Source organism: Burkholderia lata (assembly GCF_902499335.1).
GTDB classification, from domain to species: domain Bacteria; phylum Pseudomonadota; class Gammaproteobacteria; order Burkholderiales; family Burkholderiaceae; genus Burkholderia; species Burkholderia lata_B.
Genome location: NZ_CABVQK010000020.1, coordinates 37,779 through 55,727, shown reverse-complemented (window position 1 = coordinate 55,727; position 17,949 = coordinate 37,779). Strand labels below are relative to the sequence as shown.

19 protein-coding genes are annotated in these 17,949 nt (G+C 65.2%); 1 reads left to right on the top strand and 18 read right to left on the bottom strand.

Annotated elements, in window-relative coordinates; translation table 11 throughout:
* Positions 1-8: 8 nt before the first annotated feature.
* From wecB to rfbB, 12 genes are all read right to left on the bottom strand, one after another.
* On the bottom strand, positions 9-1,136 hold the full coding sequence (gene wecB / locus BCO18175_RS36200) for a non-hydrolyzing UDP-N-acetylglucosamine 2-epimerase (RefSeq protein ID WP_174988200.1): 1,128 nt from the start codon (positions 1,134-1,136) through the stop codon (positions 9-11).
* Positions 1,129-2,139, bottom strand: coding sequence for a polysaccharide biosynthesis protein (locus BCO18175_RS36195; RefSeq protein WP_174988197.1), 1,011 nt, complete (start codon positions 2,137-2,139; stop codon positions 1,129-1,131). Before BCO18175_RS36195 ends, wecB begins: the two co-directional genes overlap by 8 nt.
* A 28-nt stretch (positions 2,140-2,167) precedes the next feature.
* Positions 2,168-3,037 (bottom strand): dTDP-4-dehydrorhamnose reductase family protein, encoded by an 870-nt coding sequence (locus tag BCO18175_RS36190; protein ID WP_254608226.1) that lies wholly within the window; start codon positions 3,035-3,037, stop codon positions 2,168-2,170.
* 339 nt (positions 3,038-3,376) lie between these two features.
* Positions 3,377-4,126 carry an ABC transporter ATP-binding protein gene (locus tag BCO18175_RS36185; RefSeq protein WP_174988194.1) on the bottom strand — a complete coding sequence of 250 codons (750 nt, stop codon included), beginning with the start codon at positions 4,124-4,126 and terminating at the stop codon, positions 3,377-3,379.
* Between the two features lie 14 nt (positions 4,127-4,140).
* Complete coding sequence (locus BCO18175_RS36180; protein ID WP_174988191.1) at positions 4,141-4,932, bottom strand: ABC transporter permease; 792 nt, start codon at positions 4,930-4,932, stop codon at positions 4,141-4,143.
* Between the two features lie 121 nt (positions 4,933-5,053).
* Positions 5,054-6,049, bottom strand: coding sequence for an MraY family glycosyltransferase (locus tag BCO18175_RS36175; protein ID WP_174988188.1), 996 nt, complete (start codon positions 6,047-6,049; stop codon positions 5,054-5,056).
* 2 nt (positions 6,050-6,051) lie between these two features.
* Positions 6,052-7,017, bottom strand: a complete 966-nt coding sequence (locus tag BCO18175_RS36170) for an NAD-dependent epimerase/dehydratase family protein (RefSeq protein WP_174988481.1) — start codon at positions 7,015-7,017, stop codon at positions 6,052-6,054.
* Entirely contained in the window at positions 7,014-7,862 is an 849-nt protein-coding gene (locus tag BCO18175_RS36165) for a glycosyltransferase (protein ID WP_174988185.1), read from the bottom strand. The genes BCO18175_RS36170 and BCO18175_RS36165 overlap by 4 nt, the downstream gene beginning before the upstream one ends.
* A gap of 387 nt (positions 7,863-8,249) precedes the next feature.
* Entirely contained in the window at positions 8,250-9,161 is a 912-nt protein-coding gene (gene rfbD, locus BCO18175_RS36160; protein WP_174988478.1) for a dTDP-4-dehydrorhamnose reductase, read from the bottom strand.
* Between the two features lie 93 nt (positions 9,162-9,254).
* A complete protein-coding gene (gene rfbC / locus BCO18175_RS36155) occupies positions 9,255-9,806 on the bottom strand; it encodes a dTDP-4-dehydrorhamnose 3,5-epimerase (RefSeq protein ID WP_174988182.1) in 552 nt (183 codons plus the stop codon).
* Positions 9,791-10,684 (bottom strand): glucose-1-phosphate thymidylyltransferase RfbA, encoded by an 894-nt coding sequence (gene rfbA / locus BCO18175_RS36150; RefSeq protein ID WP_174988179.1) that lies wholly within the window; start codon positions 10,682-10,684, stop codon positions 9,791-9,793. Before rfbA ends, rfbC begins: the two co-directional genes overlap by 16 nt.
* Before the next feature lie 11 nt (positions 10,685-10,695).
* Positions 10,696-11,757, bottom strand: coding sequence for a dTDP-glucose 4,6-dehydratase (gene rfbB / locus BCO18175_RS36145; RefSeq protein WP_174988176.1), 1,062 nt, complete (start codon positions 11,755-11,757; stop codon positions 10,696-10,698).
* Positions 11,758-12,087: 330 nt separating this feature from the next.
* Between rfbB and BCO18175_RS36140 the strand changes: the two genes are divergently transcribed.
* Entirely contained in the window at positions 12,088-12,927 is an 840-nt protein-coding gene (locus tag BCO18175_RS36140; RefSeq protein ID WP_174988173.1) for a symmetrical bis(5'-nucleosyl)-tetraphosphatase, read from the top strand.
* 32 nt (positions 12,928-12,959) lie between these two features.
* On the opposite strand, the gene BCO18175_RS36135 is transcribed toward BCO18175_RS36140, so the two are convergent.
* From BCO18175_RS36135 to BCO18175_RS36110, 6 genes are all read right to left on the bottom strand, one after another.
* Positions 12,960-13,817, bottom strand: coding sequence for a lysophospholipid acyltransferase family protein (locus BCO18175_RS36135; RefSeq protein ID WP_174913030.1), 858 nt, complete (start codon positions 13,815-13,817; stop codon positions 12,960-12,962).
* 19 nt (positions 13,818-13,836) lie between these two features.
* Entirely contained in the window at positions 13,837-15,114 is a 1,278-nt protein-coding gene (locus BCO18175_RS36130; RefSeq protein ID WP_174988170.1) for a dihydroorotase, read from the bottom strand.
* A gap of 52 nt (positions 15,115-15,166) precedes the next feature.
* Positions 15,167-16,198 (bottom strand): aspartate carbamoyltransferase catalytic subunit, encoded by a 1,032-nt coding sequence (locus BCO18175_RS36125; protein ID WP_006476735.1) that lies wholly within the window; start codon positions 16,196-16,198, stop codon positions 15,167-15,169.
* 73 nt (positions 16,199-16,271) lie between these two features.
* Positions 16,272-16,784 (bottom strand): bifunctional pyr operon transcriptional regulator/uracil phosphoribosyltransferase PyrR, encoded by a 513-nt coding sequence (gene pyrR / locus BCO18175_RS36120; protein WP_174988167.1) that lies wholly within the window; start codon positions 16,782-16,784, stop codon positions 16,272-16,274.
* Positions 16,771-17,220 (bottom strand): Holliday junction resolvase RuvX, encoded by a 450-nt coding sequence (gene ruvX / locus BCO18175_RS36115; RefSeq protein WP_027788201.1) that lies wholly within the window; start codon positions 17,218-17,220, stop codon positions 16,771-16,773. Before ruvX ends, pyrR begins: the two co-directional genes overlap by 14 nt.
* Positions 17,217-17,795: a YqgE/AlgH family protein gene (locus BCO18175_RS36110; RefSeq protein WP_011351143.1), complete on the bottom strand. Its 579-nt coding sequence runs from the start codon at positions 17,793-17,795 to the stop codon at positions 17,217-17,219. The genes ruvX and BCO18175_RS36110 overlap by 4 nt, the downstream gene beginning before the upstream one ends.
* Positions 17,796-17,949: the final 154 nt, after the last annotated feature.

The following is a 17,949-nucleotide window of genomic DNA, read 5'->3' as shown; positions in this document are numbered from 1 at the left end:
CCATGTGTCTAGAATTGGAACCAAACGCGCTGATTGACGAATCGCGTGTAGCTCAGAACGATGCGAAGAATCTTTTGCGAGACGTTCTCGGCGACGTAGTCGGCGGGCGGCCGGTACGTATCGCCCGCCTCCGCCCATTGCGCCGTCACGATGCCGACGGCATCGAGCACGTAGTCCGCCTGCAGCCCGCACATTACGAGCGTGCCCTGGTCCATGCCTTCGGGCCGTTCGTGCGAATTCCGGATCGTGACCGCCGGGAAGTTCAGCAGCGCCGACTCCTCGGTGATCGTGCCGCTGTCTGACAGCACGCAGGTTGCCTTCTGCTGGAGCTTGACGTAATCGAAGAATCCGAACGGCTTCAGATACTGGACCAGCGGCGACGCCGGCTTCAGGTCGAGCGCCGCCATCCGCTTCTGCGTGCGCGGATGCGTCGACACGATGACCGGGAAGCCGTACTTGGCGGCCAGCGCATCGAGCGTCGCGACGAGGCTGCGCAGGTTTTCCTCGGAATCGACGTTCTCCTCGCGGTGCGCGCTGACCACGAAGTATTTGCGCTCCTCGAGCCCGAGCTTTTCCAGCGCGGTCGCCGCTTCGATCTGGTGCTTGAAATGCTCGAGCACCTCGGCCATGTGCGACCCGGACTTGATGATCCGGTCTTGCGGAATGCCCTCGGCGATCAGGTAGCGCCGCGCATGTTCGGTCAGCACCAGGTTGATGTCGCTGAGGTGGTCGAGCACCTTCCGGTTCAGTTCCTCGGGCACGCGCTGGTCGAAACAGCGGTTCCCGGCTTCCATGTGGAACACCGGGATCTTGCGGCGCTTCGCCGAGATGACCGCGAGGCAGGAATTCGTGTCGCCGTAGAGCAGCACCGCATCGGGCTTCTCCTGCTCCATCACCTTGTCCGACTTCTCGATCACGCGCGCGATCGTCTGCGCCGCGTTTTCGCCGACTGCCTCGAGGAAGTAGTCGGGCTTGCGAATGCCGAGCTCGTCGAAGAAGATCTGGTTCAGCTCGAAGTCGAAGTTCTGGCCGGTATGCACCAGCACATGATGGGTGTGCTTGTCGAACTCGGCAATCACCCGGGCCATCTTGATCAGCTCGGGACGCGTGCCGACGATCGTCATGACCTTAAGCATCGAGTTGCTCCCGGATGAAATCGAGCTTCATCAGCAGCGACTTGACGCCTTCGCGGTCGAGCCGCTCCGTGTTGTGGGACGTGTAGTCCTCGAAGGTCGCAATCTTCGCTTCGCCTTCGACGAAGAACTTCGCATAGTTCAGGTCGCGCGCATCCGCCGGGATCCGGTAGTAGCCGCCGAGATCTTCGGCGCGCGAGAGTTCTTCGCGGCTCACGAGCGACTCGTACAGCTTCTCGCCGTGCCGCGTGCCGATCGCCTTGATCTCGTTGCCTGCCTTGAACAGGTCCTTCAGCGCTTCGGCGAGATCCTGGATCGTCGACGCGGGCGCCTTCTGCACGAAGATGTCACCCTGGTTGCCGTGCTCGAACGCGTACAGCACCAGATCGACCGAATCGTCGAGCGACATCAGGAAACGCGTCATCTCCGGATCGGTGATGGTCAGCGGCTTGCCTTCCTGGATCTGCGACACGAACAGCGGAATGACCGACCCGCGGCTCGCCATCACGTTGCCGTAACGCGTCGCGCAGAGAATCGTCTCGCCTTCGCGCCGCATCCGCGACTTGGCGACCATCAGCTTTTCCATCATCGCCTTCGACAACCCCATCGCATTGATCGGGTAGACGGCCTTGTCGGTGCTCAGCACGATGACACGCTCGACGCCTTCGTGAATCGCTGCCGCCATCACGTTTTCCGCGCCGATGACGTTGGTCTGCACAGCTTCCATCGGGTAGAACTCGCACGACGGCACCTGCTTGAGCGCCGCTGCATGGAACACGTAGTCCACGCCGTGCATCGCCTGCCGCACGCTGTCGTAATCGCGAACGTCACCGATATAGAAACGCAGCTTCGGATTGTTGAACGCAATCCGCATGTCTTCCTGCTTCTTCTCGTCGCGGCTGAAAATCCGGATCTCGGAGATGTCGGTGTCGAGGAAGCGCTTGAGAACGGCGTTGCCGAAGGAGCCGGTGCCGCCCGTAATCATCAGGGTTTTGTTTGCAAACATTGCCGTACGTCTAACCTTTATCGTTCAGTCATTTGAAATCGCGCATGCGGCGAACGAGTTCCGGCCACGCAGGTGGCTGGTAACCCGTCTCGGCCCGGAAGCGCGTCGAATCGAGGGAGCGATCGATGACAAGTTCGTCCGACGGATCAATGCGGATATCCTTGCCATAGGCATCGGCCACGAGCCGCAACAATTCGTACTTGTCGATCGGGGCGGCAGATACGTGGTAAAGGCCGCGCATCTGCGGACGCGGAACCACGTAGTCTTTCATGACCGTCGCGAGCTCGACGGTCGGAAGGCCCGAGAAAACTGCCTTGGTGAAACCCTTCACTGCCCCTTGCTGCGCCAGGAACCAGCCGACCAGGCTGCGGCTGCCTTCGAGCTCGTGGCCGATGATCGACGTGCGAAGCGTGATCGCGTTCGGGTAGTCGACCTCGCCGAGCAGCTTCGAACGGCCGTAAATGTCGTAGGCATCGGGAAAATCGCTTTCCAGGTAACCGCCCTTCGCGCCAGAGAAGACGCAATCGGTACTGACCTGGATCAGGCGCGCACCCGCCGCTTCGCAGAGCACGGCGAGACGGTGCGGAAGAATCGTATTGAGCGGGACGGCGTCGAGGATCTGGTTGGCCGCGGACAATTGTTTGACCAGACCAATACAGTTGACGACCACGTCCGGCTTGGTCGCGGCGAACAACCGCATCAACGCATCGGGGCTTTCCACGTCGAAGCCGACCAGAATGCGCTTCGCGAGGCTCTCGTCGAAATGCCGCAACGCCGAGGCGCTACGTGCGGCGCCGAAAACTTCGAAGGCCGAATCGCCCGCGAATACTCGAAAGACTGCGTTTCCCAGCATGCCGGAAACGCCGAGGACCAATATGCGCATAAAATTACCTTCCATCCGGCTTCATCGAGAAGATACCCATCTGCCCGCCAGATCATGGCGACAAACGGCTGTCGTCGTGACCGTGCCTGGCAAACGTTCTCGAACCAAAGCCTTTCAAGAACTTGGACCATACCGCCCCGGAGATTGCTCTCGTTAGGACGCCAACCCATCCACTGCACGGCAGGCGAATGACGCGCTCGTTGCACGTCACGATCCTGGCGGCAGATGCGAATCATTTTTATTAAGACTCGCTCACCCGCTCAGGGTATGCCCTGTATAGCCGTAGCGGATTATATCCCACCCGTCGGCGCACACCCCGGCCTTGGCCGGGGCGCGCTTGACGAATGTTATGAACTACGCACTAACCACGAGATCCGACAACGGCTTGTCCATCGGCACCTCGGTCAACGTCCCTTTGTCGATGACGATCTTCCGGTTGCACACGCGCTCCACGAGTTGCGGCGAATGCGATGCCATCACGAGAATCGACGATCGCTCGACCAGCGAATTCAACCGGTCCGACGCCTTCTTGTTGAACGACTCGTCGCCGACCGACAGCCACTCGTCCATCAGCAGAATGTCCGGGTGGACGGCCGTCGAAACCGCGAACGCGAGCCGCAGCGCCATCCCGCTCGAATAGGTGCGGGTCGGCATGTTCAGGTAGTCGCCCAGTTCGCTGAACTCGGCGATCTCGTCTATCTTCGCTTCGATCTCGCTCGGCCGCAGCCCCATCACGACGCCGCGCAGAAAGATGTTTTCGTAGCCGGTCGCCTCCGGATCCATCCCGAGCGAGATGTCCAGCAGCGAGCCGATGCGCCCTTTCACGTCGAGCCGCCCCGAGACCGGCGCGTACACGCCCGACAGCACGCGCAACAGCGTGGTCTTGCCGGCGCCGTTGTGGCCGACCAGCGCAACGCGATCGCCCGGCTTGAACTCGAACGTCGCTTCGCTCACCGCGCGCACGACGACGTGCTTGCCCGCATCGTGTGCGACGCGCCCGCCGGTCGTGGCGCGCAACACCGCCTTCTTCAGCGAGCGGTGCGACGCGTTGAAAATCGGAAACTCGACGGTGATACGGTCAGCACGAATATGCACAGATTCCATACAGCCACTCTCGATCAAAGCCAATACGCAACACGGTGGCGATACCGCGACAACATCAGCGATGCCACCCCGCCGGTTACTACAACAATGCCGATTACCCAGGCCCATGATGCGAGCGACGGCATCTGCCCCAGCAACGGACTGCGCACGACGTCCAGCAAATGCGCGGCCGGGTTGAGGGCGACCATCCACTCGAATTTCGAGCCGAGCGTCTTCGGCTGCCACAGGATCGGCGTCAGGTAGAAGCCGATCATCGTCAGGTTCTGCACGACGGGCAACAGGTCACGGAAACGGGTGCACGGAATGGCCACGCACAGCGAAATGAAGAAGATCGCGACCGATGCGAGCATCAGCCCCGGCACCGCCAGCAACGCGTACCACGACCAGCCGGGACCGATGAACGTGATGACCAGCGCGACCACCACGAAGTTGTGCGCGAAGATGATCAGGTTGCGGACCACCAGCCGGAGCACGAACGACGGCAGCGGCAGACGCGTCTGCTTCATCAGCCCTTCGAACTGGGAAAACGCCGTGCACGACTCGTTGACCTGCGTCGAATAGAACGACCAGACGACCTGACCGATCGCGTAGAACGGCAGGTACTCGTGAATCTGCATCTTGAAGATCATCGACCAGACGACACCCAGCGTCGCGATCATGATCCCGGTGCTCAGCGTCATCCAGAACGGCCCCAGCACCGAGCGCCGGTAGCGCTGCTTGATGTCGTACCACGCGAGCAAGCCCCACAGTTGCGGCGCCTTGACCGTGTCGAACAGCTCGTTCCTTCGGTAATCGATTTGACTCATACGTATCAGTTGTCCAGCTCCAATTTACCTTCGCACCCGCGTCGCCATCCGTCGACGCGGCCGCACGCTTCCCTCGGCCGCTCGACTCAGGGTGTCGTCGAGACGGCCAGCCGCTTCCGCGTCAGGTGGATTCCTGGCGCTCGAAGCGCTTCCAGGCTGCATCCAGCCTGAAGCACGCGACAAGCAACCCGAGAAACCACAACACCACGATCGCGTACTGGGCGAACGCTGACAATCGCAGCATCCCGATGCCCAGCAACGCCGCAGCCGCCATCAGGCCGTACCAGACCGCGGCAATCGGCCGATGCCCCATGCCCATCCGAACCAGTCGCTGATAGTAATGCTCGCGGTGCGCCTCCCAGATCTTCTCCTTCCGGATCATGCGCTTCGCGAGCGTCAGCGACGCATCCGCGATGAACGGCGAAAAGACGATCGCCGGATACCAGAGCGGCCAGGCCTCGTGCCGCCAGCCGTACAGTCCGAGCGCACCGGCCATGAAGCCCAGCGGAATCGAGCCGACATCGCCGAGAAAGATCTTCGCCGGGTGAAAATTGAATACGAGAAAACCCAGCGCGGCGCCGGCCAGCGCCGCGGCAATGACGGCCAGCTCCGGTGCGTGGCCGGCGGCCGCCCACGCATAGGCGGCGAACCCGAACAGCGCCATACCGCCGGCAAGCCCGTCGAGGCCGTCCATGAAGTTGTACAGGTTGGTCATCCAGACGATCGCCACGATCAACACGACCATCACCCACAGGCCGTTGCCGGCCCCGAGCGACCAGACGAACAGCCCGGCCACGATGAAGTGGACGGCAAACCGGATGCTGGCCGGCAGCCCGCGCCGGTCGTCGATGAACGAGAGTACCGCCAACACCACCATACCGGCCAGCGCATAACCGATCCGCGACCCGGCACCGACCGCCAGCGCGACCACTGCGGCCGCAGGCACGACGCCCCAGCCGCCGACACGCGGCACGGGTATCGTATGAAGTGACCGCCAGTTGGGCGTATCGATCGCGAGCCGCCACGCCAGCCGCGTCTTCAGCAGCCCGGCCAGCACCACCACGCACAGCACTGCGGCAAGCGCCGCGGCTGCCGCGATTGAAGGAAGATCCTGCATGTTCAGCGCGCCTCCCCGCGAAGTTCACGACGCCCGCGGGCGGTTTGCGCCAGGCCCTCTTCGCAGCTGAAGGGCGGCTGCCAGCCGAGATCCTGCCGGATTGCGGCGGTATCGAGCCGCAGCGGATCGACGAGCCGGCGTACCGTCTCGGTCCGCCCGGTCACGCGCGCCGCCAGTTGCAGCAAGCCGACGGGAACGTCGATGAGGCGCGCCGGCTGCCCGAGATGACGCCCCAGCGCCTCGATCAGCTCACGCACGGTCAAGGTTTCGCGATCCGCGACGTGATAGACGGACTGGCATGCGCCCGTGTGCTCCGCCAGCGCCAGCAATGCATCGGCGAGGTTGCCGACGTAGACCAGGCTGCGGGGGGCGGATGCCCGTCCGAGCGGCAGCGGCGTACGACGCGCGACCGCCGACATCAGGCGTTCGAAGTTGCCGGCGACACCGGGCCCGTAGACAAGCGGGCAACGCACGGACACGCCCTGCCGCTGATAGCGGGCGGCGAGCGCCGCCAGCGCCTCCTCGGTCTCGCGCTTCGACACGCCGTATGCATCGAGCGGCCGGGGCGTGTCGCTCTCGCGCAGGGGCCGGCCGGCATCGCGCTCGGCCAGCGCCTTCACGCTGCTCATGCTCACGAACCGGCGACAACCGTGCCGATAGGCCGCCTCGGCCAGCCGCAGCGTGCCGTCGAGGTTGGTACTCCGATATGCGTCGAGCAGTTGCGCCTCGTGACGCCCGAACTGATGCACGCGCGCCGCCGTGTGCACGACGGCATCGATCTCGCCGGCGGCCCATGCGTCGCCGACCGACACGAAATCGGGCTCGGGCGACACCCATTCGCGTACGCCGGGCAGGCCGAGGCCCGCACGGCGGACGAGTGCCGTCACGTCGTGACCGCGTGCCACCGCCGCAGCGCACACCACGCGCCCGACAAATCCGTTCGCACCGGAAACCAGAATGCGCATCAGATCCACCGCCAGCCAAAACGGTTGTAGAACTGGATCGCCGACGCGACGAACAGCCGGATGTGCAGCCATCCCTTCCTGGCCGCCCCGCCGCCGAAATGGACGATCCGGACGCGCGGCGAATAGACGATCCGCGCCACCTCGGCCGTCCGGAGGCTGAGGTCGTAATCCTCGAAGTAGAGAAAGTAGCGCGGGTCGAAGCCGGCCAGCTTCCGCAACACGCTGCTTCGATAAAACATGAAGCAGCCGCTCACGATGGCGGGCCCCCAGACGTCCTCGGCCGTGCCACACTCTTCGCGCATTTCGTAGCGCTCCAGGCGCCCCTTGAACAGGCGACGGATCGATTGCGGCGCAAAGCCGCGCAACAGCAGATCCAGGACTTTCGGGTAACGACGGCACAGGTACTGGACCGACCCGTCCTCGCCGCGAACCTCGGGAACGACCAGGCCGACTTCCGGATGCGCGGCCATCAATTCGATCGCGGCCGTCAGCGTATCGCGCTGACACAGCACGTCCGGGTTCAGGACGAGATGGAAAACACTGTCGCTGCGCTCGATGGCGAGATTGTGACCCCGGCCGTAACCCACGTTTCCGTGACCACGCAGCACTTCGAAGTCGACGCCGGCCTGCTCGAGGCGATCCCGCCACGCCTGCGGAACCTCGCTGTCGCCGTTGTCGACGAGATAGAACCTTGCCAGCCGCTCGCACGCTGCCGCCTGCGGGGTGTCACGCAACGCCAGCAGCGAATCGAGCAGGGTCGACAGCGTACGCTCGAGCAGCACCGGATCCGGTCGATACGCGACAACGGAAATCGAGAGCAGATAGCTGGGCGACGAAGATCGAGTCATTGAGCAGATTGTGGTTTCGCTGTTTACACCTTACTGCCACCACCTGTCATGCGAATCCGCTCGGGAAGACCTCGCCAGGTCACAGCAACTGAGAGATGGTACTGAAGGTGGGCAGGGAAATATTATCAATTTGTAAAAGTTGCCCGCGCCGCCGCCAACCGGGATGGACGCAATGGTCAGCCCCTTGTGGACGCGCTCGCCGGGGGAAAACCAACCCACCCGCGCGCAACCTTGGCCATACCGCCTTTGCCCTGACAGTCCGGCCCGGGACCGACTCGCCAGCGCAGCATTATAAATGAGCAGGCCTGTTACAGATTGTTGCGGCGGAACATATTGTGTCATCTGTATGATGCCACCCCGTTTCGGCCGATCGCGGACGGGCACCGGTCAGGCGAAGCCGGGTTCCTGCAGGCAGCGCGTCAGAGAATCCTCCCATGACGGCGCACGCAACCCGAACACGCGGGACAACTTGTCGCCCGACAACCGCGAATTGCGGGGACGCGCCGCCGGCGTCGGATATTGATCGCTCGTGATCGGATGCACGGCGACGCGGTCCAGGCCCGCACGGGCGAAAATGGCCTTGGCAAAGCCATGCCATGACGTCTCGCCGCCATTCGTCAAATGATAGACACCGGCGTGCTCGCGCCACCAGTCGCGCTGGCCGCCACGATCGGCGCAGTAGCGGGCCAGGACATGGCCGGTCAGTGCGGCAATCGTGCCGCTCCACGTCGGCGCGCCGATCTGGTCCGCGACGACATTGAGTTCGTCGCGTTCGCGCCCCAGCCTGAGCATCGTCCCGAGAAAGTTCTTTCCCGTGGCGCCATACACCCAGCTCGTGCGGAATATCAGGTGATCGCCGCCGACGGCCGCGATCGCCTGCTCGCCGGCAAGCTTCGTGCGGCCATACACATTCAGCGGGCCGGTCGCGTCGTCCTCGCGAAACGGTTGATCGCCATGCCCGTCGAACACGTAATCCGTCGAGTAATGCACCAGCAGCGCACCGGCACGCACGGCCTCCTCGGCCAGGATGCCGGGCGCGTCGCCATTGATTTGCCGTGCCGCCGCTTCGTCGCTTTCCGCGCGATCGACCGCGGTATACGCCGCCGCGTTGACGATGACGGCCGGGCCGATGTCGCGCACGACGCGACGAATCTGGTCCGGATCGGCAAGATCGAGGCGGCTGCGATCGAGCGCGACAACCGGCGCCAGCCCTTGCAGCGATCGCGTCAACTCGAAGCCGACCTGTCCATTGGCGCCGGTCACGAGAATCGGCTGCGTTACACGAAACGAATCATTCATGGCATTCAGAATTGAGTGGCGCCCCGGCGGGTGCACGTTGCCCGATCCGGCCTGCGAATCGGGCCGCCGCCGCGGCAACGGGCCCCTGCACGCTCACGCGTAGACTTCCGCATCGGCGAGCCGCCGGCCCGCCGCATCTTTCGCGGCGAGCACCGGCTCGCCGTCGAACGGCCATTCGATGCCGATGTCCGGATCGTTCCAGATGATGCTGCGCTCGTGTTCGGGAAACCAGTAGTCGGTCGTCTTGTACAGGAACTGCGCGGACTCGGACAGCACGACGAAGCCGTGCGCGAAACCGGGCGGCACCCAGAGCTGCCGATGATTGTCGGCGGACAGCGTCACGCCGACCCACTTGCCGAAGTTCGGCGAACTGCGACGCACGTCGACCGCGACGTCGAACACCTCGCCTTCGACCACGCGCACGAGCTTCCCCTGCGCATGCTCGATCTGGTAGTGCAGCCCGCGCAACACCCCGCGCACCGAGCGCGAGTGATTGTCCTGCACGAACTCGATGCCCGGCCCGACCTGTTCGGCGAACTCCTGGGCATTGAAGCTCTCGTAGAAGTAGCCGCGTGCGTCGCCGTACACCTTCGGCTCGACGATCTTGACTTCCGGCAGTGCCGTTGCTGTTACCTGGATGACCATGCGACTTGATCGGAAAGAATGTGTTGAAGATATCGCCCGTAGCTGTTTTTCGACAGCGGTGCGGCGAGCTTGCCCAGCTGCTCGGCGTCGATCCACTTCTTGCGGTAGGCGATCTCTTCCGGGCAGGCGACGACGAGGCCCTGGCGCTTCTGCAGCGTCGCGATGAACATCGCCGCGTCGATCAGCGAGTCGTGCGTACCGGTGTCGAGCCACGCATAGCCGCGCCCCATGATCTCGACGTCGAGTGCGCCGTCGGCAAGATAGCGCGAGTTCACGTCGGTGATCTCGAGCTCGCCGCGCGGCGACGGCTTGATCTCGGACGCGATGTCACACACGCGATTGTCGTAGAAGTACAGGCCCGTCACCGCGTAGTTCGAACGCGGCTTGGCCGGCTTTTCCTCGATCGACACCGCGCGGAAATCCCGGTCGAATTCGACGACACCGTAACGCTCGGGATCCTGCACGTGATACGCGAACACCGTGGCGCCGTCGGTGTTCTCGTCGGCCCGCTCAAGCTGCTTCGCGAGATCGTGCCCGTAGAAGATGTTGTCGCCGAGGATCAGTGCCGACGGATCGTTGCCGATGAACGACTTCCCGATGATGAACGCCTGCGCGAGCCCGTCCGGCGACGGCTGCACCGCGAACTGGATATTCATCCCCCATTGACTGCCGTCGCCCAGCATCGCTTCGAAGCGTGGCGTATCGTGCGGCGTCGAGATGATCAGGACATCGCGGATGCCCGCCACCATCAGTGTCGACAGCGGGTAGTAGATCATCGGCTTGTCGTACACCGGAAGGAGCTGCTTCGATACGACATGCGTAATCGGATACAGCCGCGTGCCCGAACCGCCGGCGAGAATGATGCCTTTGCGTGCCATCGATCAACCCCTCACGTGCGTTGCGCGTAATTCGTTTCGACCCACTTGCGGTAATCGCCGGACGCGACATCGTCCACCCACGCCTGGTTGTCGAGATACCAGTGCACGGTCTTCGCGAGCCCCGTCTCGAAGGTTTCGGCGGGCTTCCAGCCAAGCTCGCGCTCGAGCTTGCGCGCATCGATCGCATAGCGGCGATCGTGGCCCGGGCGGTCCGTCACGTACGTGATCAGATCGCGGTACGAGCCCGCCGCCTTCGGCCGCGCGGCGTCGAGCAGATCGCAGAGCGTGTGCACGACGTCGAGGTTCTTCTTCTCGTTCCAGCCGCCGATGTTATACGTCTCGCCCGGCACGCCGCGCGCGAGCACTTCGCGGATCGCGCTGCAGTGGTCACCGACGTACAGCCAGTCGCGCACGTTCTGGCCGTCGCCGTAGACCGGCAGCGGCTTGCCGGCGAGCGCGTTCGCGATCATCAGCGGGATCAGCTTCTCCGGGAACTGGTACGGGCCGTAGTTGTTCGAGCAGTTCGTCGTGAGCGTCGGCAGGCCGTACGTGTGGTGATACGCGCGCACCAGGTGGTCGGAGCCGGCCTTCGTCGCCGAATAGGGGCTGTTCGGTGCGTACGGCGTCGTCTCCGAGAATTGCGGATCGGTCGCGGAAAGCGACCCGAACACCTCGTCGGTCGACACGTGCAGGAAGCGGAACGCCGCCTTGTCGGCATCGTTCAGGCCGTTCCAGTGCGAGCGGGCCGCTTCGAGCAGCGTAAACGTACCGACGACGTTGGTCTGCACGAAATCGGCCGGCCCGTGGATCGAACGGTCGACGTGGCTCTCGGCTGCGAAGTGGATCACTGCACGCGGCTTGTGCTCGGCAAACAGCGCATCGAGTGCCGCGCGATCGCAGATATCGACACGAGCGAACACATGATCCGGATTCCCGTCGAGCGGCGCCAGCGTACGCAGGTTGCCCGCATAGGTCAGCTTGTCGACGTTGAGCACGGCCTCGTCGGACGCATCCATCCAGTCGAGTACAAAGTTGGCACCGATAAAACCCGCGCCGCCGGTAACCAGGATCATGAAACGTCCTCTCGTAATAATGTGCGGCGCGCCTGGCAGGCGCTCATCGCACTTCTTGTCATGTCACAGTGGCCAAGTCTCGGCCGATCAGGCCCGGCATTTTAACCGGTCACCATGACCGGCAAGGTCACGCGATGTTAATTTCGGAGGGAAAATGTCAATTATAGGAATCCAGCCGGCGACAACTCCATGCTGCTAACAACTTGATACAGCGCCCGGGCCCCTTGCGCGGCGGCCCATCACCGGTCCGATGCGGAACAATGGTTGCGCCGCACCGGTGTCCGGCGGCCTTTCTCCCTTTTCATCCCGATTCGTCACGATCCGACCCTCATGCTTCCCCCCCCCATCGCCATCGGCGACATCCAGGGCTGTCATTCCGCTTTCCAGTCGCTGATCGAAAAGCTTTCAGCGCCCGCCGACACGCCGCTGTGGATCGCCGGCGACGTCGTCAACCGCGGCCCGGACTCTCTCGCCGCGCTGCGCGCACTCGTCGACCTCGGCCCGCGCGCGACCGTCGTGCTCGGCAATCATGACCTCCACCTGCTTGCGGTCTCCGCCGGCCTGCGCACCGAACGCCCGGGCGACACCATCGGCGAGATCCTCGACGCACCCGATGCCGACGCGCTGCTCGACTGGGTCCGCCACCGGCCGTTCGTGCATGCGGAGAACGGGATGTTGCTCGTACATGCCGGCGTGCTGCCGCAGTGGGATGCCACGCTCGTGCTCGAACTCGCCGACGAACTCCAGCGGGCGCTGCGCGCACCCGACTGGCGCGACACGCTGCAGAAGCTGTACGGCAACGAGCCGAATCAATGGAGCCCGGATCTGAAGAAACGCGACCGGATGCGCGTCGCGTTCAACGCATTCACGCGCGTGCGCTTCTGCACGCCAGACGGTGCGATGGAATTCAAGGCGAACGGCGGCCCCGACAGCGCGCCGCCCGGCTACCTGCCGTGGTTCGACGTACCGGGTCGCCGTACGGAGGACGTGACGGTCGTGTTCGGACACTGGGCCGCGCTCGGCCTGATGGTGCGCGAGAACGTCGTCGCGCTCGATTCGGGGTGTGTGTGGGGTAACCAGCTGTCGGCCGTGCGGCTGACGGCCGATCCGGCACAGCGCACGGTCACGCAGGTGCCGTGCGAAGCGTGCCGCGCGCCGGGCGGAGAGTGATCAAAGGCTGATTCGCGGAGCCGGGAAGCGCGTCAACCCTCGCGCCCCGGCACGGGTGCGTCGGCCGCCTCATGGCCTGCCGCGCCGGCGCCGAGCTCGGTTGCCGGATAGGCATGTCTCGCCAGTTCCTCGAGCGACTCGGCCGTCGGCTTGCCGACGTTTGCCTGCAGCTTCACGAGCGCAGCCGCGATCGCGTCGCGCGCCGCCGCGGACGTCGCCCGCCGGTCGCCACCCGGCGCGATCGGTTCGCACACGTAAAGGTGCGCGACGAGCGGACCGCCGCGCAACACCATGTCGAGCGACTTGCCAAGCGCCAGCTCACCCGTGTAGGCCGGCGCGACCGACTGCCGCCGCTGCGCATCCTCGTACATCAGGCAGATCGGCTGCACCGCGCAGCCGGCCGACACCGCGGCCTGGAACAGGTTCGCATGGAACGGCAGCAGTTCCTGCCCGTCGGTCGTCGTCCCTTCCGGAAACACGCACATCAGCCCGCCGTTGCGCAGGCGCTCGGCCATCTCGTGCATGACCCGCATCGCCTCGGTACGCTTCTCGCGCTGCAGGAACACGGTGTCGAGCTTTTCGGCAAGCCAGCCGACGACTGGCCATTGCCGCACCTCGGCCTTCGACACGAACGGCGTCGGCCGCCACGCGTTGACCGTATAGATGTCGAGCCAGGACACGTGATTGCCGACCACGAGCGCACTCGCGTCGAGCCGCGCGCCGTCGTTATGGACGACGAGGCGCATCCCGCAGATCCGCAGCAGCTTGAGCGACCAGCGGCGCGTCATCTCGGCGCGCCGCGCGGGCGTGACGTGCGAAAAACGCAGCGCGACGATCGCCATGCCGCGCAACAGGTGAAAAACGAGACGCAGTTTCCGAATGGCGGTCATGGCGAGGGTCCGGCGTGGTTCAGTTGCGCTCGAACGCGATCTGTCCGGCGACGAGCGTCGTGCGCACGCTGGCGGGCAGTTCGTAGCCGAGGAACGGCGAGTTGTGGCCCTGGCTCTTCAGCGCGCGCGGCTCGACGCGCCAGTGCGCACGCGGGTCGAACACGCACAGGTCGGCTGCGCTGCCCTCGGCCAGGCGGCCGGCCGGCAGCTGCAGCACGTCGGCCGGTGCGGACGTGATGCGGCGCAGCGCCTGTGCGAGCGGGGTGCGCGTCTCGTCCGCCCACTTCAACGTCAGCGACAGCAGCAGTTCGAGCCCCGTCGCGCCCGGCGTCGCTTCGCCGAACGGCAGCAGCTTCTCGTCGTCGTCGACCGGCGTGTGGTCGGAGCAGATCGCGTCGATCGTGCCGTCGGCGAGCGCCACGCGAATCGCTTCGCGATCGCGCTCGCTGCGCAGCGGCGGATCGAGCCGGAACTGCGAATCGAAGTAGCCGATGTCGACGTCGATCAGATGCAGATGGTTCACGCCAACGTCGCAGGTCACGGGCAGCCCTTCGGCCTTCGCCGCGCGCACGAGCGCGAGGCCGGCCGACGACGACAGCCGCGCGAGGTGCACGCGTGCGCCCGTCACGCGCATCAGTTCGAAGATCGTGTGCAGCGCGATCGTCTCGGCCGCGACCGGCACGCCGGACAGCCCGAGCCGCGACGCCAGCGCGCCGCTCGCGGCGACGCCGCCGCGGCCGATGAATGCGTCTTGCGGGCGCAGCCACGTGGTGTAGCCGTAGGTGCTCGCGTACTGCAGCGCACGCAGCAACACCTGCGTGTCGCGCACCGGCACGTTGGCCTGCGTGAAGCCGACGCAGCCGGACTCGGTCAGCGCGACCATCTCGGTGATCACTTCACCCTTGAGGCCGACCGTCAGCGCGCCGAGCGGATGCACGTTTGCCTGGTGCAGGTTGTGCGCGCGGAACTTGAGCATCTCGACGAGGCCCGGCTCGTCGAGCACGGGATCGGTATCCGGCGGGCACACGAGGGTCGTGACGCCGCCCGCGACGGCCGCGGCCATCTCGGACGCGAGCGTCGCCTTGTGCTCGTAGCCGGGCTCGCGCAGCCGCGCGCACAGGTCGACGAGGCCGGGCGCGACGATCAGGCCCGATGCGTCGATCGTCCTGTCCGCGGTGAAACCGGCCGGCGCCGTGCCGAGCGCGGCGATCTTGCCGTCCGCGACGAAAACGTCGGCCTGCCGCTCGGTGCCGGCGACCGGGTCGACCAGCGTGCCGCCTTTGATTTGAATCTTCATGCGCTGTCTGTGAATGCGTTGATTGCGTGAATAAGGATGCGCGAATGCGGGCTCAGTCGCTGTTGCCGGCGACGATGCCCATCACCGCCATCCGCACGGCGATACCGAACGTGACCTGGTTGAGGATCACCGACTGCGGGCCATCGGCGACCTGCGAATCGATCTCGACGCCGCGGTTCATCGGGCCCGGGTGCATCACGATCGCGTCGGGCGCGGCGAGCGCGAGGCGCTCGGGCGTCAGGCCCCAGGTCTTGAAGTATTCCTGCGCGGAAGGCAGCAGCGCGCCGCTCATCCGCTCGTTCTGCAGACGCAGCATGATGATCACGTCGACGCCCTTCAGCCCTTCGTCGAGGTTGTGGAACACCTTCACGCCCATCTGCTCGAGACCGCCGGGCAGCAGCGTGCGCGGGCCGATCGCGCGCACTTCCGGCACGCCGAGCGTGGTCAGTGCGTGGATGTCGGAGCGCGCGACGCGCGAATGCAGGATGTCGCCGACGATCGCCACGCGCAGCTTCGTGAAGTCGCGCTTGTAGTGACGGATCGTGTACATGTCGAGCAGGCCCTGCGTCGGGTGCGCATGGCGGCCGTCGCCGGCGTTGATCACGTGCACGTGCGGTGCGCAGTGCTCGGCGATCAGGTACGGTGCGCCGCTCGATGCGTGACGCACGACGAACAGGTCGGCATGCATCGCCGACAGGTTGTTGATCGTGTCGAGCAGCGATTCGCCCTTGCTCGTCGACGACGCATTGATGTTCAGGTTCAGCACGTCGGCCGACAGGCGCGTCGCGGCAATCTCGAAGGTCGTGCGCGTGCGCGTCGAGTTCTCGAAGAACAGGTTGAACACGGACTTGCCGCGCAGCAGCGGCACCTTCTTCACTTCACGGTCCGTCACGCTGACGAACTGCTCGGCCGTATCGAGGATGTGGTTGACGATCGAGCGCGGCAGGCCCTCGATCGACAGCAGGTGCTTCAGCTCGCCGTTTTTCGTGAGCTGCGGGTTGCCCTTCAGGAAGCCGTAGCGGAACCGGTCGGGGCTCGCGGCCGCGGCGGGATTGCCGGTGCGGCCAGTGGTGTCGGTGGTCATGGTGTGCGTGATTCCAACTATGCAAACGGGCCGCGGTGCAAACCAGCGGCCCGGGATACGGTTCGCGTGTCGTTCAGGCGCCGTGCGCCTCGACGCGCAGCGTGAACTGCGCATCGTCGCGCGCGAGCACGAGCGTCGCGCCGGCCGGCACGTCGAGCGCGCCGCCCGCGAAGCGCGCGGCGACCGGCAGTTCGCGGCCGCCGCGATCGGCGAGCACGGCGAGCTCGACCGCAGCCGGACGGCCGTAGTCGAACAGCTCGTTGAGTGCCGCGCGCACGGTGCGCCCGGTATACAGCACGTCGTCGACGAGCACGATGCGCGCGCCGTCGACCTCGAACGGCAACGACGTCGGGCTGGCCTGGCTGTGCAGCCCCTTCTTCGCGTAATCGTCACGGTGCAGCGCGACGTTCACGACGCCGAACGCCAGCGCGCCGAGATCGCGCGCGAGGCGCTCGGCAAGCCATGCGCCACCGCTGTAAATACCGGCGAGCCGCGGGCCGCCCGGTTCGGCGAAAGCCGTGCCATACGCGGCGCGGATCTGGTCGAGCAGGACGCGGTAAAGCGCCTCGGCGTCAATGGTGCTCATGGTCGGACAATTGATCGAGATACTGTTGAAGGATGACGCGCGCCGCCTCGGCATCGAGCATCTCGGCCCGGGCTCGGCCGCGCACGTTGCGCTCGCGCAGCCCGGCCTCGGCCTCGACCGACGAATAGCGCTCGTCGACCCACGTGACGGGCAGCCCGAAGCGGCCGTTCAGCTGGTTGCCGAAGCGCTTCGCCTGCTGCGTCATGTCGTGCGGCGTGCCGTCCGGATGCATCGGCAGGCCGACGACGAGCGCGTCCGGCCGCCATTCGGCCAGCAGGTCGCCGACCGCCTTGAAGCGGTGTTCGCGGTTCAGGTTCTGGATCACGACGAGCGCACGGGCCGAGCGCGTCAGCGCATTGCCGATCGCGACGCCGATACGCTTTTCGCCGTAGTCGAACGCGAGGAGCGTCGCATCGCGCGCGCTCGCGCCACTCATGCGTGCCCTGCTTCGCCGGACAGCATCGACGAGCTGACGCCGAGCAGGCCGAGTGCGGCTTCGAAGCGTTCTTCGGCCGGCGTGTCGAACACGATGCGCGGATCGGCGGCCACGGTGAGCCAGCCGTTGCGGGAAATTTCTTCCTCGAGCTGCCCTGCCCCCCAGCCTGCATGGCCGAGCGTCAGCAGGAAGCGCTTCGGGCCGGTGCCCGTCGCGACCGCCTCGAGCACGTCCTTCGACGTGGTCATCTCCAGCCCGCCCTCGACGGACATCGACGAGTTGTAGCTCGCGCCCTCCACCGGCTCGTGCAGCACGAAACCGCGCTCGGTCTGGACCGGGCCGCCGAAGTACACCGGGATGTGCAGCAGCGGCTCGATGTCGAGCTTCAGGTCGATGCGGTTGAACAGCGATTCGAGGTCGATGTCGGTAGGACGATTGATGACGAGGCCGAGCGCACCGCGCTCGCTGTGATCGCAAAGGTAGACCACCGTTCCCGAGAACGTCGGATCGGCCATGTTCGGCATGGCGATCAGGAACTGGTTGGTGAGATTGATGCGATCGGAAGGCTTTGACATGGTTTGAATTTTAGCAAAGACGCCGCGGCCTGACCGGGCCGCGATCAACAAGCAACGCCCGCCGCGCTGGCAACGGCGCGCACGGATCACACGGCACTCTAACACGCGCGCGGGCGGTGTCGGCAGCGTGTTGCGGGCCCGTGCGACAAGGGCC

Bases quoted from the DNA above. Each gene is read 5' to 3' on its own strand.
- BCO18175_RS36165 (WP_174988185.1), bottom strand. From the start codon at position 7,862: ATGACTCGATCTTCGTCGCCCAGCTATCTGCTCTCGATTTCCGTTGTC.
- wecB (WP_174988200.1), bottom strand. From the start codon at position 1,136: ATGCTTAAGGTCATGACGATCGTCGGCACGCGTCCCGAGCTGATCAAG.
- BCO18175_RS36180 (WP_174988191.1), bottom strand. From the start codon at position 4,932: ATGAGTCAAATCGATTACCGAAGGAACGAGCTGTTCGACACGGTCAAG.
- BCO18175_RS36125 (WP_006476735.1), bottom strand. From the start codon at position 16,198: ATGACCACCGACACCACTGGCCGCACCGGCAATCCCGCCGCGGCCGCG.
- BCO18175_RS36110 (WP_011351143.1), bottom strand. From the start codon at position 17,795: ATGTCAAAGCCTTCCGATCGCATCAATCTCACCAACCAGTTCCTGATC.
- BCO18175_RS36135 (WP_174913030.1), bottom strand. From the start codon at position 13,817: ATGACCGCCATTCGGAAACTGCGTCTCGTTTTTCACCTGTTGCGCGGC.
- rfbB (WP_174988176.1), bottom strand. From the start codon at position 11,757: ATGATCCTGGTTACCGGCGGCGCGGGTTTTATCGGTGCCAACTTTGTA.
- rfbA (WP_174988179.1), bottom strand. From the start codon at position 10,684: ATGGCACGCAAAGGCATCATTCTCGCCGGCGGTTCGGGCACGCGGCTG.
- BCO18175_RS36175 (WP_174988188.1), bottom strand. From the start codon at position 6,049: ATGCAGGATCTTCCTTCAATCGCGGCAGCCGCGGCGCTTGCCGCAGTG.
- BCO18175_RS36190 (WP_254608226.1), bottom strand. From the start codon at position 3,037: ATGGAAGGTAATTTTATGCGCATATTGGTCCTCGGCGTTTCCGGCATG.
- rfbD (WP_174988478.1), bottom strand. From the start codon at position 9,161: ATGAATGATTCGTTTCGTGTAACGCAGCCGATTCTCGTGACCGGCGCC.
- ruvX (WP_027788201.1), bottom strand. From the start codon at position 17,220: ATGAGTGGCGCGAGCGCGCGCGATGCGACGCTCCTCGCGTTCGACTAC.
- BCO18175_RS36185 (WP_174988194.1), bottom strand. From the start codon at position 4,126: ATGGAATCTGTGCATATTCGTGCTGACCGTATCACCGTCGAGTTTCCG.
- pyrR (WP_174988167.1), bottom strand. From the start codon at position 16,784: ATGAGCACCATTGACGCCGAGGCGCTTTACCGCGTCCTGCTCGACCAG.
- rfbC (WP_174988182.1), bottom strand. From the start codon at position 9,806: ATGGTCATCCAGGTAACAGCAACGGCACTGCCGGAAGTCAAGATCGTC.
- BCO18175_RS36140 (WP_174988173.1), top strand. From the start codon at position 12,088: ATGCTTCCCCCCCCCATCGCCATCGGCGACATCCAGGGCTGTCATTCC.
- BCO18175_RS36130 (WP_174988170.1), bottom strand. From the start codon at position 15,114: ATGAAGATTCAAATCAAAGGCGGCACGCTGGTCGACCCGGTCGCCGGC.
- BCO18175_RS36195 (WP_174988197.1), bottom strand. From the start codon at position 2,139: ATGTTTGCAAACAAAACCCTGATGATTACGGGCGGCACCGGCTCCTTC.